This window comes from Chitinophagales bacterium (assembly GCA_020635995.1).
In the GTDB taxonomy this organism is placed as follows: Bacteria; Bacteroidota; Bacteroidia; order Chitinophagales; family UBA8649; genus JAFMKE01.
The window spans coordinates 372,954-391,407 of the sequence record JACJYS010000001.1 but is presented as its reverse complement, the minus strand read 5'-3'; the positions used below and the strand labels follow the sequence as shown (position 1 = coordinate 391,407).

Annotated in this window: 16 protein-coding genes; 12 read left to right on the top strand and 4 right to left on the bottom strand. The window is 30.7% G+C overall.

Features of this window, described 5'->3' with window-relative positions; genetic code table 11:
• The first annotated feature begins 4 nt into the window (after positions 1–4).
• Both H6578_01635 and H6578_01630 read left to right on the top strand, forming a co-directional pair.
• Positions 5–871, top strand: coding sequence for a class I SAM-dependent methyltransferase (locus tag H6578_01635; protein ID MCB9225858.1), 867 nt, complete (start codon positions 5–7; stop codon positions 869–871).
• Positions 872–941: 70 nt separating this feature from the next.
• Positions 942–1,994 (top strand): glycosyltransferase family 4 protein, encoded by a 1,053-nt coding sequence (locus H6578_01630; protein ID MCB9225857.1) that lies wholly within the window; start codon positions 942–944, stop codon positions 1,992–1,994.
• On the opposite strand, the gene H6578_01625 is transcribed toward H6578_01630, so the two are convergent.
• Positions 1,981–3,309 carry a hypothetical protein gene (locus tag H6578_01625; protein MCB9225856.1) on the bottom strand — a complete coding sequence of 443 codons (1,329 nt, stop codon included), beginning with the start codon at positions 3,307–3,309 and terminating at the stop codon, positions 1,981–1,983. The genes H6578_01630 and H6578_01625 overlap by 14 nt on opposite strands.
• Positions 3,310–3,359: 50 nt before the next feature.
• Here H6578_01625 and H6578_01620 point away from each other — a divergent pair, with 50 nt between their 5' ends.
• From H6578_01620 to H6578_01575, 10 genes are all read left to right on the top strand, one after another.
• Positions 3,360–4,547, top strand: a complete 1,188-nt coding sequence (locus tag H6578_01620; GenBank protein ID MCB9225855.1) for a glycosyltransferase — start codon at positions 3,360–3,362, stop codon at positions 4,545–4,547.
• A gap of 40 nt (positions 4,548–4,587) precedes the next feature.
• Positions 4,588–5,394, top strand: a complete 807-nt coding sequence (locus tag H6578_01615) for a polysaccharide biosynthesis/export family protein (GenBank protein ID MCB9225854.1) — start codon at positions 4,588–4,590, stop codon at positions 5,392–5,394.
• 1 nt (position 5,395) lies between these two features.
• Positions 5,396–7,813, top strand: coding sequence for a polysaccharide biosynthesis tyrosine autokinase (locus H6578_01610; protein MCB9225853.1), 2,418 nt, complete (start codon positions 5,396–5,398; stop codon positions 7,811–7,813).
• A complete protein-coding gene (locus H6578_01605) occupies positions 7,810–8,883 on the top strand; it encodes an undecaprenyl/decaprenyl-phosphate alpha-N-acetylglucosaminyl 1-phosphate transferase (protein MCB9225852.1) in 1,074 nt (357 codons plus the stop codon). The genes H6578_01610 and H6578_01605 overlap by 4 nt, the downstream gene beginning before the upstream one ends.
• Complete coding sequence (locus H6578_01600; GenBank protein MCB9225851.1) at positions 8,876–9,244, top strand: CrcB family protein; 369 nt, start codon at positions 8,876–8,878, stop codon at positions 9,242–9,244. Before H6578_01605 ends, H6578_01600 begins: the two co-directional genes overlap by 8 nt.
• A 2-nt stretch (positions 9,245–9,246) precedes the next feature.
• Positions 9,247–10,110, top strand: coding sequence for a sphingomyelin phosphodiesterase (locus H6578_01595; GenBank protein ID MCB9225850.1), 864 nt, complete (start codon positions 9,247–9,249; stop codon positions 10,108–10,110).
• Between the two features lie 120 nt (positions 10,111–10,230).
• Positions 10,231–12,165 carry a peptidylprolyl isomerase gene (locus tag H6578_01590; protein MCB9225849.1) on the top strand — a complete coding sequence of 645 codons (1,935 nt, stop codon included), beginning with the start codon at positions 10,231–10,233 and terminating at the stop codon, positions 12,163–12,165.
• A gap of 76 nt (positions 12,166–12,241) precedes the next feature.
• The gene (locus H6578_01585; GenBank protein ID MCB9225848.1) at positions 12,242–12,973 is read left to right on the top strand and encodes a hypothetical protein; all 732 of its coding nucleotides are present in this window, start codon (positions 12,242–12,244) and stop codon (positions 12,971–12,973) included.
• The gene (locus H6578_01580) at positions 12,951–14,288 is read left to right on the top strand and encodes a peptidylprolyl isomerase (GenBank protein ID MCB9225847.1); all 1,338 of its coding nucleotides are present in this window, start codon (positions 12,951–12,953) and stop codon (positions 14,286–14,288) included. Before H6578_01585 ends, H6578_01580 begins: the two co-directional genes overlap by 23 nt.
• Before the next feature lie 23 nt (positions 14,289–14,311).
• Positions 14,312–15,274, top strand: coding sequence for an AAA family ATPase (locus H6578_01575; GenBank protein MCB9225846.1), 963 nt, complete (start codon positions 14,312–14,314; stop codon positions 15,272–15,274).
• Between the two features lie 11 nt (positions 15,275–15,285).
• Here H6578_01575 and H6578_01570 read toward each other — a convergent pair whose 3' ends face one another.
• From H6578_01570 to H6578_01560, 3 genes are read right to left on the bottom strand one after another with little or no spacing between them, the layout of a single operon-like run.
• Positions 15,286–16,104, bottom strand: a complete 819-nt coding sequence (locus H6578_01570) for an SDR family NAD(P)-dependent oxidoreductase (protein MCB9225845.1) — start codon at positions 16,102–16,104, stop codon at positions 15,286–15,288.
• Positions 16,105–16,110: 6 nt separating this feature from the next.
• The gene (locus H6578_01565) at positions 16,111–16,932 is read right to left on the bottom strand and encodes an SDR family oxidoreductase (GenBank protein MCB9225844.1); all 822 of its coding nucleotides are present in this window, start codon (positions 16,930–16,932) and stop codon (positions 16,111–16,113) included.
• A complete protein-coding gene (locus tag H6578_01560) occupies positions 16,929–18,386 on the bottom strand; it encodes an NAD(P)/FAD-dependent oxidoreductase (GenBank protein ID MCB9225843.1) in 1,458 nt (485 codons plus the stop codon). The genes H6578_01565 and H6578_01560 overlap by 4 nt, the downstream gene beginning before the upstream one ends.
• Positions 18,387–18,454 lie beyond the last annotated feature (68 nt).

Sequence of the window (18,454 nt, the reverse complement as noted above, 5' to 3'; positions counted from 1 at the left end):
TGATATGGAACACAAAGAATGTTTAATTTGTAAATCTAAGAATCTTAAAAAATTAACTGCATATTTAAAAGGCAATATGTTTAAATGTCAAAATTGTAATTTTACGTTTGCATCAAAAATTCCGACTGAAAAGGAATTAGTAGAACATTATGAGGGTTATGGTCGGAACGATTATTTAAGTCCAATAACGGTTAAAAGATATAATGAAATATTAGATTCATTTGAAAAATATAGAAAAAACAACAATTTAATAGATGTAGGATGCGGAATAGGCTTATTTGCAAAAGTAGCAATAGAAAGGGGATGGAATGTTTATGGTACAGAATTTACAAAAGAAGCAATTGAAATATGCAAAAGCAAAGGAATTAAGATGCACGAGGGCAAATTAAACCCTAATAATTATGATTCTAATTCTTTTGATGTAATAACTTCATTTGAAGTTATAGAGCATATCAATAATCCCATAGAAGAAATAAGTAATTTCAATAAAATACTGAGAAAGGGAGGATTAGTTTACATAACTACACCTAATTTTAATTCTATATCTAGAAATTTACTTGAAGAGAATTGGACTGTTATAGCATATCCTGAACACCTATGCTATTATACTCCTAAAACATTAAATAATTTGATGCAGAAGATAAAATTTAAAAAACAAAATGTTGAAACTACAGGATTTAGTTTGACGAGGCACAAAATAGCTACAAAAAAGACTGAACAGAAATATATCGCAGCAGATACTGAAGATGAAAAGCTTAGGAATAAGATGGAATATATATGGTACTGGAAAATAATTAAGAAAGGGGTAAACTATATATTCACTTTGTTAAATAAAGGGGATAAAATAAAAGCGTATTACGTAAAAGAATAAGACATAAAAAGTATCTTACTTAAACTTAAAAAATAGGACAATAAAAAATAAAAAAGATATTATTTTTATAATGAGACACAGACCGAAAAGGTCTCCTTCTCAGCGGTATAGAGTAGAACAATTTTTACCTTATTTAGAGAGTAAAGATGTAAGTTATGAATATGTCTTTTTGTTAAATAAAGAAGACGATAAAATTTTTTATAGTAATAAGGTTTTTTTTAAAAAAATCTTTGTGATTCTAAAATCATTTTTCAAATTATTGTATTTAGTTATATTTAAAGTAAAAAAATTTGAAAGAGCTTTTATACAAAAAGAGCTTTTTTTTATAGGTCCTCCTATTTTTGAGAAATTAATTTCAAAACAAACAAAATTAGTCTATGATTTTGATGATGCAATATGGATGAGAGATGTATCTGAGGGAAATAAAAAGTTTGCCTTTTTAAAAAATTCAGATAAAACAAAACAGATTATTATGGTTGCCGATCAAGTAATAGTAGGAAATGAATTTTTAAAAAAGTATGCTCTAAAATATAACCAAAAGGTTGAAATAATTCCTACATGTGTAGATACCGATAAATATAAACGGAGTATTCCTTATTCTAATAAAGAAAATATATGTATAGGTTGGAGTGGAAGCCAAACAACAATAAAACATTTTGATTTGCTAAGTGAAGTTCTTATAGATATAAAAGAAAAATATAAGGAAAAGATATGTTTTAAAGTTATAGGCGATGAAAATTATTACAATAAAGTACTTGATATTAAAGGTGAAAAGTGGAAGTATGAAAAAGAAAAATCAAATTTAGAAGAGATTGATATTGGATTAATGCCACTTCCCAATGATAAATGGAGTGAAGGGAAATGTGGACTTAAAGGTTTGGTGTATATGTCTATGGAGATTCCAGCTATTCTTTCTCCAGTGGGCGTAAATAAAGATATTTTAAAAAATAATGAAGGAGGATATCTGTGCTTGACAGATGATGAATGGATTCATACTTTATCAGAACTAATTGAAAACTTTGAGCTAAGAAAGGAGGTTGGTATAAATGGAAGGAATATAGTATTAAATAAATACTCAATTAAAAAGAATAAAGAATCATTTTACAGAACTATTTTTGTTTAAGACTTTTTAATTTTTCAGTTAAAATCATAATACTAGAAATATAAAACGGTAGTAAAGGTATTCTATACCTTGAAAGAGCTCCAAAATTATAACTTGTAAAACCAACTGCAAAAGCAAAAATTAATGAAAATAACATCATAAAAACGATAATGGAATTGTTATTTAAAATGTTAAATAATTTACCAAGAGATCTTACTGCATAATATAAAAAAAATAACGTTTGTATTAAAAAAAATAAACTTTCAAAGGAAGATAAAAGCATGAGAGGATTAGAAACCTCCCATAAGTATGGTCTAAAAAGTGCAACATTTATTGCCAATGGTATTTTTTTAATTATACCTATCGGAGTATAGTCTATTTGCCCTAACGAATATGCAGAGCCGTCTCCTCCTTGTAGTACCTCAACTTTATATGTGTGCCACCGTTGCATATCACTAGCTCTATCCTCTAAATTGTTTATATTAAATTTAGTAAATACTGAACTCAAAATATTTAAACTTATTAAGCTTATTGAAATAATAGCAATGATAAAGATTGGAGTAGATAAATTCTTTATAATTGAATTTGATATTTTATTTCTTAAACTAAGAAATAGCAAGAACATTAAAGCAGGAATTATAGCTATTATTATATAACTTTTAATGACCCCTATAATGTAAACAGAAATAAAACAAAAAAATATACCTCTAATAGTTATTTTTTTAAAGAAAATAAACTGAATAAAATATGATACTAAAAGACTTAAAAACCCCATAGTTATTGTATCTTTAAAAATACCAGATCCCCAAAAGATTAACGAAGGTAAATATAAGAATGATATAGATAAAACCTTTATGTGCTCTGGGTAAGTTTCATAAATAACATTAAATAACTTCCATATGCCAAAAAAGGAAAGACTGGCAAAGCATAGTGCTATAGCAGGGTAGCTACCAAAACAGAATAAATTAAAGATAGTAACAATTTTAACAACGATGTATGAACTTGCATCAAACGCCCGAAGACCTATAAATATTCCGTATGTTTCGGGATCATAGACTTGAGGATTTTTAAAGAGTAATTTTAATCCAAGATTAAAATTATTGCTTAAAATAAATTTAATATATTCTGATCGTTTAAAATAATAAACGGTATCTCCAGTCCCGTAGTAAAAAAAATAAATTATATACGTGAAAATTGCCCCTAAAAGTTTCAAGTATAATCCGTAAATAAAATGTTTTTTTAACTTTTCTTTTATAAAGTGTTTTTTAATTAGATTTGCAACTATTATGATAATTACAAAATAACCTATAGATACTATTATGTCTTTTATAATCATAGTTTATTATGGGCAAAAATAGTACTTTAAAATAGAATCATATACAATTCATGCCTAAAATCCTCCGTATAATAAACCGCCTAAACTTAGGTGGTCCCACATACAATGCAGCATATCTTTCCAAATATATAGGAGATGAGTTTGAAACACTTCTTGTGGCAGGCATGAAAGATGAAAGTGAAGCCAGTTCGGAGTTTATAGTAGAAAACTTGGGATTAAAACCTCATTATATTAAAAATATGTATAGAGAAATTAGTCCCTTAAACGATTGGAAAGCATATAAAGAAATAAAAAAAATAATTGAAGATTTTAAACCGGATATTGTACATACTCATGCTGCCAAATCTGGTGCATTAGGTAGATTGGCTGCCATTAATAGTGGCGTTCCGGTTGTGTTGCACACCTTTCATGGCCATGTATTTCATTCTTATTTTAATCCTGTTAAAACCAAAGTTTTTTTAACCATAGAAAGATATTTAGCTAAAAAAACGTCAAGAACAATAGCCATAAGCAATATCCAAAAGGAAGAGTTGTGCAATCAATATAACGTAGCACCTTTATCTAAATGTGAAGTAATTCCTTTGGGGTTTGATTTAGATAGATTTCAAGAAAATAATGAAGAAAGAAGGCAAGCATTTAGAAAGAAATATGGCTTGCAGGAGGATGAAATTGCTATTGGAATTATAGGTAGGTTAGTACCTATTAAAAATCATGAATTATTTATAAAAGCATTTGCAAAAGCCAAGAATCAAACAAAGAAAAAAATAAAAGCAATTATTATTGGGGACGGAGAAAGTCGGGCTGAAGTGGAAAATTATGTAAAAGAAAATAATTTAAGTTACTCAGCAGATGATGTAAAAAATGTAGATGTATTATTTACAAGTTGGATAAAACAAATAGAAATTGCATTGCCCGGATTAGACATTGTTTGTCTTACCTCATTTAACGAAGGCACTCCGGTAAGTTTAATAGAAGCTCAGGCGGCTAATGTGCCTATTGTTTCTACAAGAGTAGGGGGAATAGAAGATATAGTTATAGAAAATAAAACAGCGTTACTTGCCCAAAACAATAATATTAATGAGTTTGCCAATCAGCTTTTAGAACTCGTAGAAAGTGATACAATGAGAGCTGAAATGAGCGAAAAAGGATATGAACATGTTAAAAGCACATTTAGCTATAATACACTGTGCAAAAACATGAATAATCTTTATCATCGTTTATTAAACGAAAAAACCTAAGAAATAACTATATTCGTGCTTTAAAGACTATTTCATTTTGATGAAAAAGATAACTAACACGTTTATAATTCCTTTATTTATAGCATTTTTATTATTTGGATTAAATTCCTGTAAATTAATGTATCCTAATAGAATGTTTAAGCAAGGGAACTATGAATATTTTAGCGTAGGAAGGCAAGCAATAGAGCAATATACTATAGAAAAAGGCGATTTGCTTTCCTTACAAATATATTCAAGAGAAGGTTTTGACTTAATAGACGTACTACCCAACGAAACAGGAGGAGGCGTAAGTGGGCAACTTGGAGTACAAGGAGGAGGCGGTAGTCAAAATCAGAATAGGATACCTTCTTATTTAGTTGAGCAAGATGGATATGTAGAACTGCCTTTGTTTGGTAGAACTTATGTTTTAGGCAAAACCGAAAACGAATTAGAAAACTATATTGAAGAAAGAAGTAGTTCTTTATTTAATGATCCTTATGCTATTTTAAAAGTAGAAAACAGAAGAGCATTTGTGTTTAAAGGTAGCGAAGGAGCTGTAGTTAGTTTAAACCAAGGACCAACAACATTATTAGAAGTCATTGCAAAATCTGGAGGAATAGGACAAGACCTTAAAGCTTATAAGATAAAAGTTATAAGGGGAGATTTAAAAGCTCCGGAAATTATAGATGTTGACCTATCTACATTAGAAGGTTTAAAAAATGCAGATTTGATAGTTCAAACTAATGATGTTATATATATAGAGCAAAGATTGAGGGTCGCTCAAAATTTCTTAAAAGAAATAACACCTTTTTTAGCCTTAATTACATCGTTAACTACAGTAGTATTACTTGTTAAAAACTTAAAGTAAAATGAGTACAAGTAATATAAATAATCAAGTAGAAAGAAAAAAGGTTAAAAGTACTTTAGAGGATTTTAATTTACAGGTATTACTTTTTGAAACAAGAAAATCAATTATTTGGATTATATTAATGTTGATTTTTGCTGCAATTATTGCTTTTTTATATTTGAGACACACACCAGATATTTATAAATCTACCTCCACATTAATGCGTAAGACAGTAAAACAAACTCAACTTTTAGGAGTAGAAGACTTGTTTGAGGAAGATAAATCGGAAATAGATATAGAAATACAACTTTTAAAGTCCAAATTGGTTGTAGCAGAAGCCATAAAAGATTTGCCTTTAGAAGCAGAATATTATACAAAAGGAAAAATTAGTAAAACAGCTTTATATAAAAATGTGCCTTTTGAAGCTAAACTAAGTAATTTAAATACTCAATTATTTGATAACGAGTTAGAACTTACATTTAGGAATAATGATGTAACATTAAAATACGATAAATTAGGAGAAGAAATAACTATTAAAGGCACACTTGCTTCGGGTATTCATAATTTAGATATGGATATAACTTTTGTTGATTTTGATAAAGATAAACTAAATAGTGCTACAACATACATAATAAAACAAAGAAAATTTGATGATGTAGTTAATGAGATAAGCAAAAGTTTAACTATTACACCAATAAACTTTAATTCTAATACAGTAAGCCTTTCTATAGAGAGTGTTATTCCTCAAAAAGCCCAAGATATAATTAGTGCAATAGCCACTTATTACATAAAATTTGACACCGAAAGGAAAGCGGAAAGTATAGATAAAACATTAACCTTTCTAAATGAACAAATTGAAAATTTTGGACAAGATTACTATAGCACTCAAGACACACTAAAAAAGTTTAAAATTGAAACAGGGTTTATTGAGCCCAATGCACAAATTCAAAAAAACATTGAAGAAATAACAGAATTAGAAAGAAATAAAATAGAAATAGATGCCTATGATAGCTCTCTAAAATGGCTTAAATCATTCTTGAAATCGGAAAATGATATTTCTAATTTAACTCAATTAGTATTCCCTGATAACAATATGATTTTTGAAAATAGTATTTCAGAAATTACGGCATTACAGTCTAAAAGAAATTTGAAACTACTAAACGTTACTCCAGATCATCCAGATATTATACTCATAAACAAAGAAATTAATGCACTAAAATCTAATTTGATTAATCAAGTAGATTTAGCTATAAATAAATCAGTAAGTGGAAGAAAAGAAATACAAGATAAAATAAATACTTTATATGCTTCTTTATATACTCTTCCCGATAAAGAAATAGATTTTTCTAAGATTAAAAGAGAGAGTGATTTAAAACAACAATTCTATTTTAATTTAATAGAACAAAGAAATTTGTACAACATATCAAGGGCAGGTATAATTTCAGATTATATAATTTTAGAAAGAGCTAATTTGCCATTTAAGCCTATAGCTCCAAATGATATGATGATTTGGGCTGTAGCATTATTTTTAGCATTTTTCCTTGGACTATCATTAATAGCAATAAGATATTTACTTAACCAAAAAGTTTATAACTTAGCTGAAATAGAGGAAAACACAAATGCTAATATTTTAGGAATAATACCTAAATATAATAATGAAATGGATAATAGCAAAGTTGTTGTTACTGATAATATTAAATCTCGTATTTCCGAGTCATTCAGATCTTTAAGAACTAGTTTAGAGTTTATAAATTCTGATAATAAAGCAAAGATAATAGCTACAACTTCTACCATTCCAGGAGAAGGCAAAACATTTATAGGGATAAATCTAGCGGCCATATACAGTTTGTTAGATAAAAAAGTAATTATACTTGATTTTGATTTAAGAAAACCGAGAATAGCTTCAATATTTGGTGTAGATAATCAAAAAGGATTAAGCACTTATTTGATTGGTAGAACTACATTAACAGACTGTATAAGTAACTCGGGTATCACTAATCTTGATTTTATTACTTCTGGACCTGTGCCACCTAATCCATCTGAACTAATAGCCAAACCAGAAGTAGATGAACTCTTAAATGAGCTTAAAGAAAAATACGATTATATTTTTATTGATACACCTCCGTCTGGAGTGGTTACAGATTCTTTAGACTTATTAAAAAGAGCAGATTGCCCTATATATGTGGTACGTACAGGCTATTCTGAAAGAAAATATTTGGAAAATATCAATAAGCTGATATTTGATAATAAAATTTCTAATCTTTCAGTGGTGTTAAATGACTATGGTGTGGGTGCTTCAAGTTATGGCTACGGATATGGTTACGGCTACGGATATGGTTATGGCTACGGATATGGTGGTGGTTATTATTCTGATGATAAACATGAAAGCGATAATTTTGTTAAACGGATTTTAAGAAAATTCAAAAAGTGGAGAAAATGATTTCAGTATTTGTTTTTGCCCTTGTTTTTTCTACGGCTATTTCTTTAGTGCTAAACTGGATTTTATTAAAATTTTCTAAAAATTTAGGAATAAGAAATAAAAACTCTGATAACCAACAAGTTAGATGGGCGGCTCAAGAAAAACCCGCTTTAGGAGGCATAGCTTTTTTCTTAGTTTTTTTACTTTCGGTATCCATTGCCGGATTTTTACCAAGCAATACTGATAATTTATTTTACAACCAAAAATTAATAGCCATTATTGTAGCCACTACTGTAGGTTTTATAATAGGCTTAGCAGATGATGCCTATAACACCAATCCTTTGGTAAAGTTTATAGGGCAATTTACCTGTGCTTTTATTTTAATTTTAGGCAATTTGTATATTGAAGCAACAGGCAATTTAGCCATTGATTATTTTATAACTACACTTTGGGTAGTAGGGCTCATGAACTCTATTAATATGTTAGATAATATGGATGCTATAACTACAACTGCATCATTAACCATTTTAGCAAGCATCTCTTTTATCTTATCAAAAGGAGCTTATGAAACCACATCAGTTGTCCTAATTTTAGGAGTAATAGGTGCATTATTAGGATTTTTATACTTTAATTGGAATCCGGCAAAAATGTATATGGGCGACTCCGGTAGCCAATTTTTAGGCGTTTTTTTGGCCGCAGCCAGTATATTAACTATTTGGGGGGAAAGATCTGACTACTCTGGTATTATTCAGCTAAAACAATTTGTACTCCCGCTTTTAATTTTTACCGTTCCACTAATGGATACACTAACGGTAACCGTAAGAAGACTAATGCGAAAACAATCTCCTTTTGTAGGAGGAAAAGACCACACAACACATCAATTAGTTTTTTTTGGGTTTACAGAAAAACAAACAGCACTTATTTTAATTAGTATTGGTATTCTTTCGGGAGTTTTAGCTTGTTTGCTTTATGTTGGCATTATTCCGTGGACTTTTACTACAACTATTTTATCTTACGCATACTTCTTTTTAGTTTTTGGTATAATGCAAGTGGTTTATAATATAGGAAAAAAACGACACGAAAATGCTTAAACTCATTTATGTTGCATTAGGCGGAGCAGCAGGAAGTTTGTTAAGATATATGTTTAATGTTTTATTTCCTTTTGATGGTGTAAATTTCCCTAAATCCACTTTTTTAGTAAATGTTTTAGCCTCTTTAGTGCTTGGCTTTTTTTCGGCATTATTACTTTCTAAGTTTCCAGAAAATCATTGGCTGAGATATTTTTTGTTAATAGGTTTTTGCGGTGCTTTTTCAACTTTTTCAACTTTTGCATTAGAAATATATACTTTAAACACACAATATTTAATACTTAATATTGTTTATATTTTACTTTCAATATTGCTTTCTGTAGGTGCTATAGCCCTTGGTTTTTACTTAGAAAAATTACTTTAACAATGATAAAAAAAATAATTTCATTACTTCTAATTCTAATAAGCTTAAATATAAAAGCTCAAACACAAGCAGATGATTTAAAAATATTAAGTTGGAATATTTATATGCTACCGGGCATAACTAATCTTTCTAAAGACATTAAAAAAAGTGATAAAAGAGGCAGGGCTACAGAAATTGCCGGAATGGCAAACAAAAGCAATTACGATATTATTGTATTTCAAGAAGCATTTTTTGGCCCGGCAAGAAAAGTGCTAAGTAATGGCATAAAAGAAACTTTCCCATATCAATATGGACCTTTTAACCCAAGCAAAGCATCTTTAAAAACAAGTAGCGGAGTTTTTATAGTTAGCAAAATACCCTTAAAAGTTTTAGATGTAGTAAAATATAAAACTTGCAATGGAGCCGATTGTTTTGCTAAAAAAGGAGCAGCACTTTTAGAGGGATATTATAATGGAAATAGATTTCAAATATTAGGAACGCATCTTAATGCTGGTGGACCACAGTGGATAAGAAAAGAACAATATAAGCAAATGAGAACACTACTTGATGAGTTTAAACTGCTAAACGTGCCACAGATAGTTTGTGGCGATATGAATACACACAAAGAAGACACGGCTTATTACAATGAAATGATAGAAATGTTAGGTGTAGAAGATATTGTAACCCGAAGTGCACAAAAAAGCACAACAGCAAAAATTAGAAAAGAAAAAACAGTAATAGATTACATATTTCTAAGAAAAAACGGTACAAATATCCACGCTACAAATAAAGAAGTGCTTTGGTTTAAATCTCCAGTAGAAAGAACCGCAAAACTAAACGGAAATTTAAGCGACCACCTATCTATTTTTGCTTCTTTTAAATGGTAGTAACGTTAAATTATATGAAAATCAAATAAATATTAGCACTTAATATTAAATAAGACAACTTTTAAAATGTTTGGTAAAAGACTAAACCCTTATATTTGCTTGCCGAAATAAATTAAAATCATGAAGAAATTAGTTTTTTTAATACCACTTTTTATCCAATTAGCTAATGCTCAAAACAACAAAGTCCTTTTTACTATAGATAATGACAAGGTATATGTTGACGAGTTTGAAAGAGTTTACACAAAAAACAATATAAACAACCAAGCAGATTATAGCAAAGCTTCTCTTGATGAATATTTAGATTTGTTTATCAATTTCAAACTAAAAGTAAAAGAAGCAGAACAATTGCAAATGGACACGATTACTTCTATTAAAAATGAGTTAAATTCATATAATAAGCAGCTAATAAGTAGTTATATTAACGATAAAGAAGTAACAGAAGAATTAGTAAAAGAAGCTTATGACAGAAGTACCGAAGAAGTAGATGTTAGCCATATATTGGTGCGTTGGCCAAACGATTATCCTTCGGCTAAAGATACTGCTACTACCTTAAAAAAGATACAAGACATAAAAAAAGGATTAACACTTAAAAACTTTGCTGTAATAGCCAAAGCAAAGTCAGAAGACCCTTCTGCAAAAGAAAATAATGGCAGATTAGGCTATTTAACCGTTTTTCAAACCGTATATCCTTTTGAAAATGCCATGTACAACACGCCTATTGGCAAAATATCTGAACCCGTTGCCACAAGGTTTGGCTACCACTTAGTGCTGGTACACGATAAAAGACCTGCCAGAGGAAAAATAACCACAGCACACATATTGATAAAAAGCAAAGAAACCGATACCCCGGAAAATAAAGCAATAGCCAAGCAAGAAGCTCAAAAAATATATGCTCAAATATCTTCGGGAGAAATTAATTTTGAAGATGCTGCCAAAAAATATTCGCAGGATACTAAAACCAAAAATCAAGGAGGAGTATTACCTGCCTTGAGTTCGGCAGAAATGCTAAGCGAGTATGCCGATGCTGCTTTTTCTATTAAAAAAGATGGCGGTATAGCCGCACCTATTCTGTCTGCTATTGGGTGGCATATTATTAAAAGAATTTCAAAAGAAGAGATTTTGCCTTACAATGAAAGCAAAAAAATATTGGAAATGAGTGTATCAAGAGATATGCGTTCTAATGTTGCTCTGCAAAAAAACATAGAAGATTCTAAAAATAAATTTGGATACACCGAAAACCGAAAAGCTATAGATAAAACCATATCGTTGTTAGCCAATTCATACAAAAACAAAGCGTATAGTGTTGAAAATCAACCAGAAGAAGTTCTGTTTAAAATAGGAACAGCACCTATTACCAATAATTTATTTATAGATTATGCAAAAAGAGAAGCACCTAGAATTAAAAATGATGATGCAATTGAAAGTGTTTTGCACAATCAATTTAACGATTTTAGAAACGATAAAATAGAAAAATACAGAGAGAAAAACTTAGCTCAAATAAATGAAGATTACAAAAATCTATTGCAAGAATACCATGATGGAATTTTGCTTTTTGAACTTACCAATAAAGAGGTTTGGAATAAAGCAGTAGAAGACACCGCTGGGCTTGAAGCATACTATAAAGAACACCGAAACAACTATATGTGGCAAGATAGAGTGAGCTATAGTAAATATACTTTTGAAAACAGCACAGCTGCCGATAAAGGAATAAAACTACTTGATAAAGGCAAAAACTTTGAAGCCATAAGCAAAAAACTAAATAAAAAAGAAAAACAAGTTAGCGTTCAAACCGTTAAAGCAGAAAAAGAACATTTTAATGTAGCAGGTTTAGAATGGAAAACAGGAAGCACGGTTACAACAGAAGAAAACGGCAAAAAAGTAGTGTATAAAGTAAATGAAATTTTAAAGCCCGAACCAAAAGCTTTGGAAGAAACAAAAGGCTATGTTATATCTGATTATCAAAACAAATTGGAGAAAGACTGGATAAACACACTTAAAAACAAGTATAAAGTTTCGGTAAATAATGACGTTTTTCAATCGTTAATAAAAAAGTAGATTGAGGCGGTTTATTTTCATATTATCTATATTGTTATTTTCATGTAATAATAGCCACAAAAAAGATGAAAATCCTTTGGCAAAAGTGAAGGGAGAGTATCTTTATCCTTCAACCATATTGGGCGAAGACTATACTGCTGAAGATGTAAAGCAAATAAGCAGTACTCAAATAGATAGTTGGGTAAATAATGAACTTTGGTATTTGACAGCCAAAAAAGAACTGGAAAACACTACCGATATAGAAGAAAAGGTAAAACAATATGAAAAAAGCCTTTATATAACCACTTACAAAGAAAAATTTGTAAAGGAAAACAATATAACCGTAGGCGATGACGAAATAGTAAAATATTTTAAAGAAAATAATAATAAGTATCAAAATTTAGATAATCTTTACAAGATAGAGTTTGTTAAATTAGATAGTAAAATATCTAACATAGATGAAGTCTTAGAATCTTTAAATAGAAATGAAGAAAATGTACTTGTTTCAGAAGTATGTTCGCAGCATCCTAATGACTGTATATTAAGCCCAACGTGGATTAGCGAAGATATAATTACTGAAATAGGTTTGCCGGAATATTTATGGGTAACCAAAGTAAAATTCCAATCATTTTATTTGAATGACGAAAAAGTACTTTTGTACAGAATAACAGATAAAAGAAATAAAGGCGAACTAATGCCTTTAGAATTAGTAAGTAGCGAAATAATAAGTATCTTAGAATTTCAAAAAGCAAATAAAATATTGGATAAAAAGCAAAAAGATTTGTTTTTAAACACTCAAAAAAATAATGAAATTGAAATATATAAATAACGTTGCCAGGTATCTACTTTTAGTAGTTTTATTGTATAGCAGTGCTCATGCACAAGTTATAGATGGCATAGTGGCTGTTGTAGATGATAAGGTTATATTAAAATCTGATTTAGATATACAACTGGGGCAAATAAAAGAGCAAAATTATACCCTAACAGAAGATTTAACCTGCGAAGTGCTAAACCAGCTTATTATAGATAAAATATTTGTAGTGCAAGCAGGAATAGACAGTATAGAAGTAACAAATGATGAGGTAGATAATGAATTAAATAGAAGAATAGAATATTTTATAAATATGTTTGGTTCTAGCGAAAAACTGGAAGAATACTACGGAAAATCATTGTTTGATTTAAAAGAAGAATTTAGAGACGATATTTATCAGCAATTGTTGTCGGATAAAATGAGAGGACAAGCTTTTGCAGACTTAGATGTTACTCCGGAAGAAGTAATGGAGTTTTACAATTCAATTCCTATAGATAGTTTGCCATATTTTAATGCAGAAGTAGAAGTGGGACAAATAGTTATTTATGCAGAACCTACACTTATACAAAAACGTGCGGCAAAAGAAAAAGCCGAGAAAATAAGACAAGATATTTTAGATGGAAGCGGATTTGGTTTTCAAGCATTATTGTATTCCGATGACCCGGGCTCGGCAAATAATGATGGAGAATTAGGCTATGTAAAGCGTGGGCAGTTTGTACCCGAATTTGAGGCGGTAGCTTTTAGACTAAAAAAAGATGAAATTTCAGAAGTAGTAGAAACAGAATTTGGTTATCATATTATTCAAATGATAGACAGAAAAGGAGATAGAATAAGTACCCGACATATTTTAATAACTCCCGATATTGATAATGAAAACTTACTTAATGCAGAAGAGAAAGCAAACGAAATTTATGATGATTTAATAAACAAAAAAATCACGTACCAAGAAGCAGTTTCTAAATATTCAAAAGATGAGCAGAGCAAGCAAAATGGTGGATTAATGACCAATCCCAACACAGGAAATACATTTTTTGAAATGAGCCAGTTAGACGGAAACGTAGCATTGGCATTAGATAATATGGAAGTAGGAGATATATCTACAGTAATGCCATATACCGCTTTAGACGGAAAAACAGGGTATAGAATTTTATTTTTGCAGTCGGAAAGCCCGGCACATTTAGCCAATATAAATACAGATTATAGCAAAATAAAAGCCGTGGCAAAACAAGCTAAACAAAATGCAGAAATGGAAAAATGGTTAGCCAAAAAAGCTGAAAATATCTATATAAAAGTAAACGAAGATTATCAACATTGCGATTTAATAATAAACTAATCTAACAAACAAAGTAGTAGTATATGAATTTTAAAAATGATGTAGAAGCAGTAGATGCATTAGCACAAAAGTATAAAGATTTAAGAGCAGAAATAGCAAAAGTAATAATAGGTCAAAACGAAGCAGTAGATTTTGTATTAGCTTCAATATTTAGCAATGGACACAGCCTTTTAGTAGGTGTACCCGGTTTGGCTAAAACCTTGTTGGTTAATACCATTTCAGAAGTGTTAGATTTGAGTTTTAACAGAATTCAGTTTACTCCGGACTTAATGCCCAGCGATATAGTAGGAGCTGAAATTTTAGATGAAAATAGAAGTTTTAAATTCACAAAAGGACCTATATTTTCTAATATTATTTTAGCAGACGAAATAAACCGTACGCCACCCAAAACACAGGCAGCATTATTAGAAGCCATGCAAGAAAAATCTGTTACTATAAATGGTGTAGAAAATAAATTGCCTAATCCATTTTTTGTATTAGCTACGCAAAACCCCATAGAACAAGAAGGCACCTATCCACTTCCGGAAGCTCAGCTTGACCGTTTTATGTTTAATATTATTTTAGACTATCCCAGCTACGAAGAAGAAGTACAAGTAGTAAAAGCTACCACTTCTGGAACAAGCAATACCGCAAATAAACTTTTAGGTGCAGAAGAAATTATCTTTTTTCAGGGTTTAGTAAGAAGAATACCAATAGCAGACAATGTACTGGAATATGCCGTTAAATTAGTAAACAAAACAAGAGTAGGCAAAGAAAGTGCTCCGCAGTTAATTAACGATTATGTAGCGTGGGGAGCAGGACCCAGAGCTGCCCAATATTTAGTAATAGGAGCAAAATGCCATGCTGCACTAAGAGGAAAATATAGCCCAGATATAGAAGATGTGCGTGCTGTGGCAAAACCTGTATTACGCCACCGTATATTTAAAAACTACAAAGCCGAAGCCGAAGGTTTTAGCACCGATAAAATTATAGATTCTATACTATAAGCTCTTGATAGTTAGTTTGTTGGCAACTTTTTAAGCTTCATAACAAACTTAGCTATTTTATCTACATGGCTGGGAAAAAGTCGGGCAACTAAATCTTGTAGTTTGCCATCGCTTATAAAAATTCTGGCTTTATTTTTTTGTACGCCTTTTAATATTATTTCGGCAGCTTTTTGAGCAGAAGTGCCTGCTTGCAGTTCATTATGAAAAGCATTTGTTCTGGGGCCACTATAATCAGCATGCAAAGTAATATCCGTGGCTACTCTCCCCGGATGAACGGTGTGTACGGTTACATTTTTAATTCCTCTCACACTGTTTTCAACTCTTAATGCATCTGTAAAACCCCTTACCGCAAATTTTGTGGTACAGTAAGGCACTAAATACGGAAGAGCTAAAATACCTTGCGAACTGGATAAATTTACAATAGCGGCTTCTTTTTCTTTTAATAAATAAGGATAAAAAAACTGTGTGCTATATACAACTCCCCAATAATTGATATTGGTTATTTTCTCAAAATCTTGCTCACTTACCTTGTCAAAAGAAATATCGCCAAGTGCTATTCCGGCATTATTTATTAATAGATTAACACCTCCAAAGTGATGGATTACATTTTGAACAAAGCGTTTTATGGCTTCTTTGTTGCCCATGTCCACTTTTTCACTATAAACATCCGTATTGTACGGTTTAATATCCGCTAAAGTTTTTTCTATATCCGCAATATCACAAAAAGCAATTTTTGCTCCCTTTTTAGCTAATTCAACCACTAAATGATTTCCTATTCCGCTACCGCCACCGCCCGTTACTACCGCTACTTTATTTTTAAAATCTTTCATTTTGCTTTATTTAATAAAATCACTGTATTTTTTGGTGTTAACTACTTTTTTCATTTCGTTCCAAATTATTTTTACTAAAATTCCCTGTGGTACAATGTTAGAACCTAACCATGTTTTAAATGAACTTTTGCCATAAACTATCTTTACTTTTTTCCTTTTTATGCTTTTAATTACGTGTTTTACTATTTTTTCGGGTGGAGTACTCAAATATTTTTTAGAAAAAGCTTTTCCTCCGTCTTTTCTTACTATGTTGGTATCAATACCTCCCGGATGCAAGCAAGTTATGCTAATTGGGCTGTTTACAAATTCAGCACACAAAGCTTCAGTAAAACCTCTTACGGCAAATTTGCTCGCACAATAATCGCTGTGGTTAGGCGTACCTACTAAGCCAAATATACTGGAAACATTTACAATAGCACCTTCATTATTTTCTACTAACTGTGGCAAAAATGCTTTGCATCCGTTTACCACGCCATAAAAGTTGACGTTCATTACCTTTTTTATATCCGCCACATCAGTATGATAAAATGCTTCTACCGAGCCTTCAATTCCAGCATTGTTTATTACTACATGTGCTTTGCCCAACTGTTGAGCTACATTCTGAGCAAAATTTAGCATAGCTACTGTATCTGAAACATCAAAACATTCCGTATAAATCTCATTTTGATAATTGTTTTTTATCAAATTGGCAGTTTCTTCAAGTCCATTTTTATCAAAATCATTTAATGCTAATTTTGAACCGAGCTTTGCAAACTCAAGAGCATAAGCTCTTCCCATGCCGGAACCCGCTCCGGTTATTACCGCTATTTTATCTTTAAAATCTCTCATGTTAGTTTATGGTCTTTAAGTTTGAAATTTTTAGCCAGTTTTAAATAGGTAAAACTAAAACCTGGAAACATAGCAATAACATGCCCGCTTTTACTTTTATACCAGCTATTGCATCCACCACTTTGCCACACGGTTTTTTCCATTTCTTTATGGATATTTTCGGTATATCTAGCTTCTGCTTCCTGCGTTACTTCTATAAATTGTTTTTGTTGTTTATCTACGGCATTTATACTTTTTAATATGTAATGCATTTGAGCTTCTATAATAAAAATAGCAGAAGTGTGCCCTATGCCGGTATTAGGGCCTGTAACAACAAAAAAATTAGGAAAATTTGGAATAGTAGTGCCTAAATATGCCCGGGGAAAAGCTTCCCAATAATCTTGTAAAAGTATATTGTTTTTACCTATAACCGGATAAGAAATAACACCATCTGTGGCATCGTAGCCGGTGGCATAAACTATTAAATCTAAATCTATTTTGTCGTTTTGAGTTGTGATAATAGCATTCTCAGTTATTTCAGCAATGGCACCTGTTTTAGCGTGTAAAAAAACATTTTTTTGATTAAAAGTAGGGTATAAAGTATTTGAAAGAATAATTCTTTTGCAACCTATAGTATAGTTGGGCGTTACTTTTTCTTGCAATTCTTTATTATTTTTAAAGGTTTTTTTAATGAGTTTTTCCGCTTTATTCTGAGCTACAATTTTTAGCAAAAAATCGGAATATTTAAAGCCAATAACTCTGGATTCTAATGCCCAATAAATTGTGGTTCTAATAATTTTGTAGATAAATTTATTGCTGAGAAGCTTGCGTTCAAACTTAGTAAAAACATGGTCGTGCCGTGGCATCACCCAATGTGGCGTTCTTTGAAAAACGTGTAGTTCTTTAACATCTTTAGCTATAGTAGGAATAACCTGTGCGGCACTGGCTCCGCTACCTACCACAGCTACTTTTTTGTTTTTGTAGTCATAGTCCCAATTCCAATCGTTAGTATGAAAAGATTCATTTTTAAAAGAATCTTTACCTTTAAAATTTGGAATAGTAGGCGTGCTTAGCGGACCGGAAGCGTTAATAATAAACTGGGCAGAAAATAAACCATTATTTGTAGAAATTTCCCATTTACTTTGGTTTTCGTTCCATTTTATTTCTTCTACATTGGTGTTTATTTTTGTTTTTTCTCTTAGTTTATATTTGTCTATTACATAGTTGGTATATTCATTTAGCTCTTTTTGTTCTGCAAACATTTGCGACCAATTATAAGGCTCAAAAGAAAGCGAATATAATGGTGATTGAACATCTACAGCCGCACCGGGGTAGGTGTTTTGACACCACGTGCCACCCATAAAAGACCGCCTTTCTAATATACAAAAGTCACTGATATGCTGTTTTAGCAAGTTGATGGCGGCACACTGTCCACCAAATCCACTTCCTATAATGATTATTTTATAGTGATTCATATAAATTAGCTTGGTTTTAAAAATACAATGCACGCATTGCATTTGCTAATTTACGATAAAAAAATAAA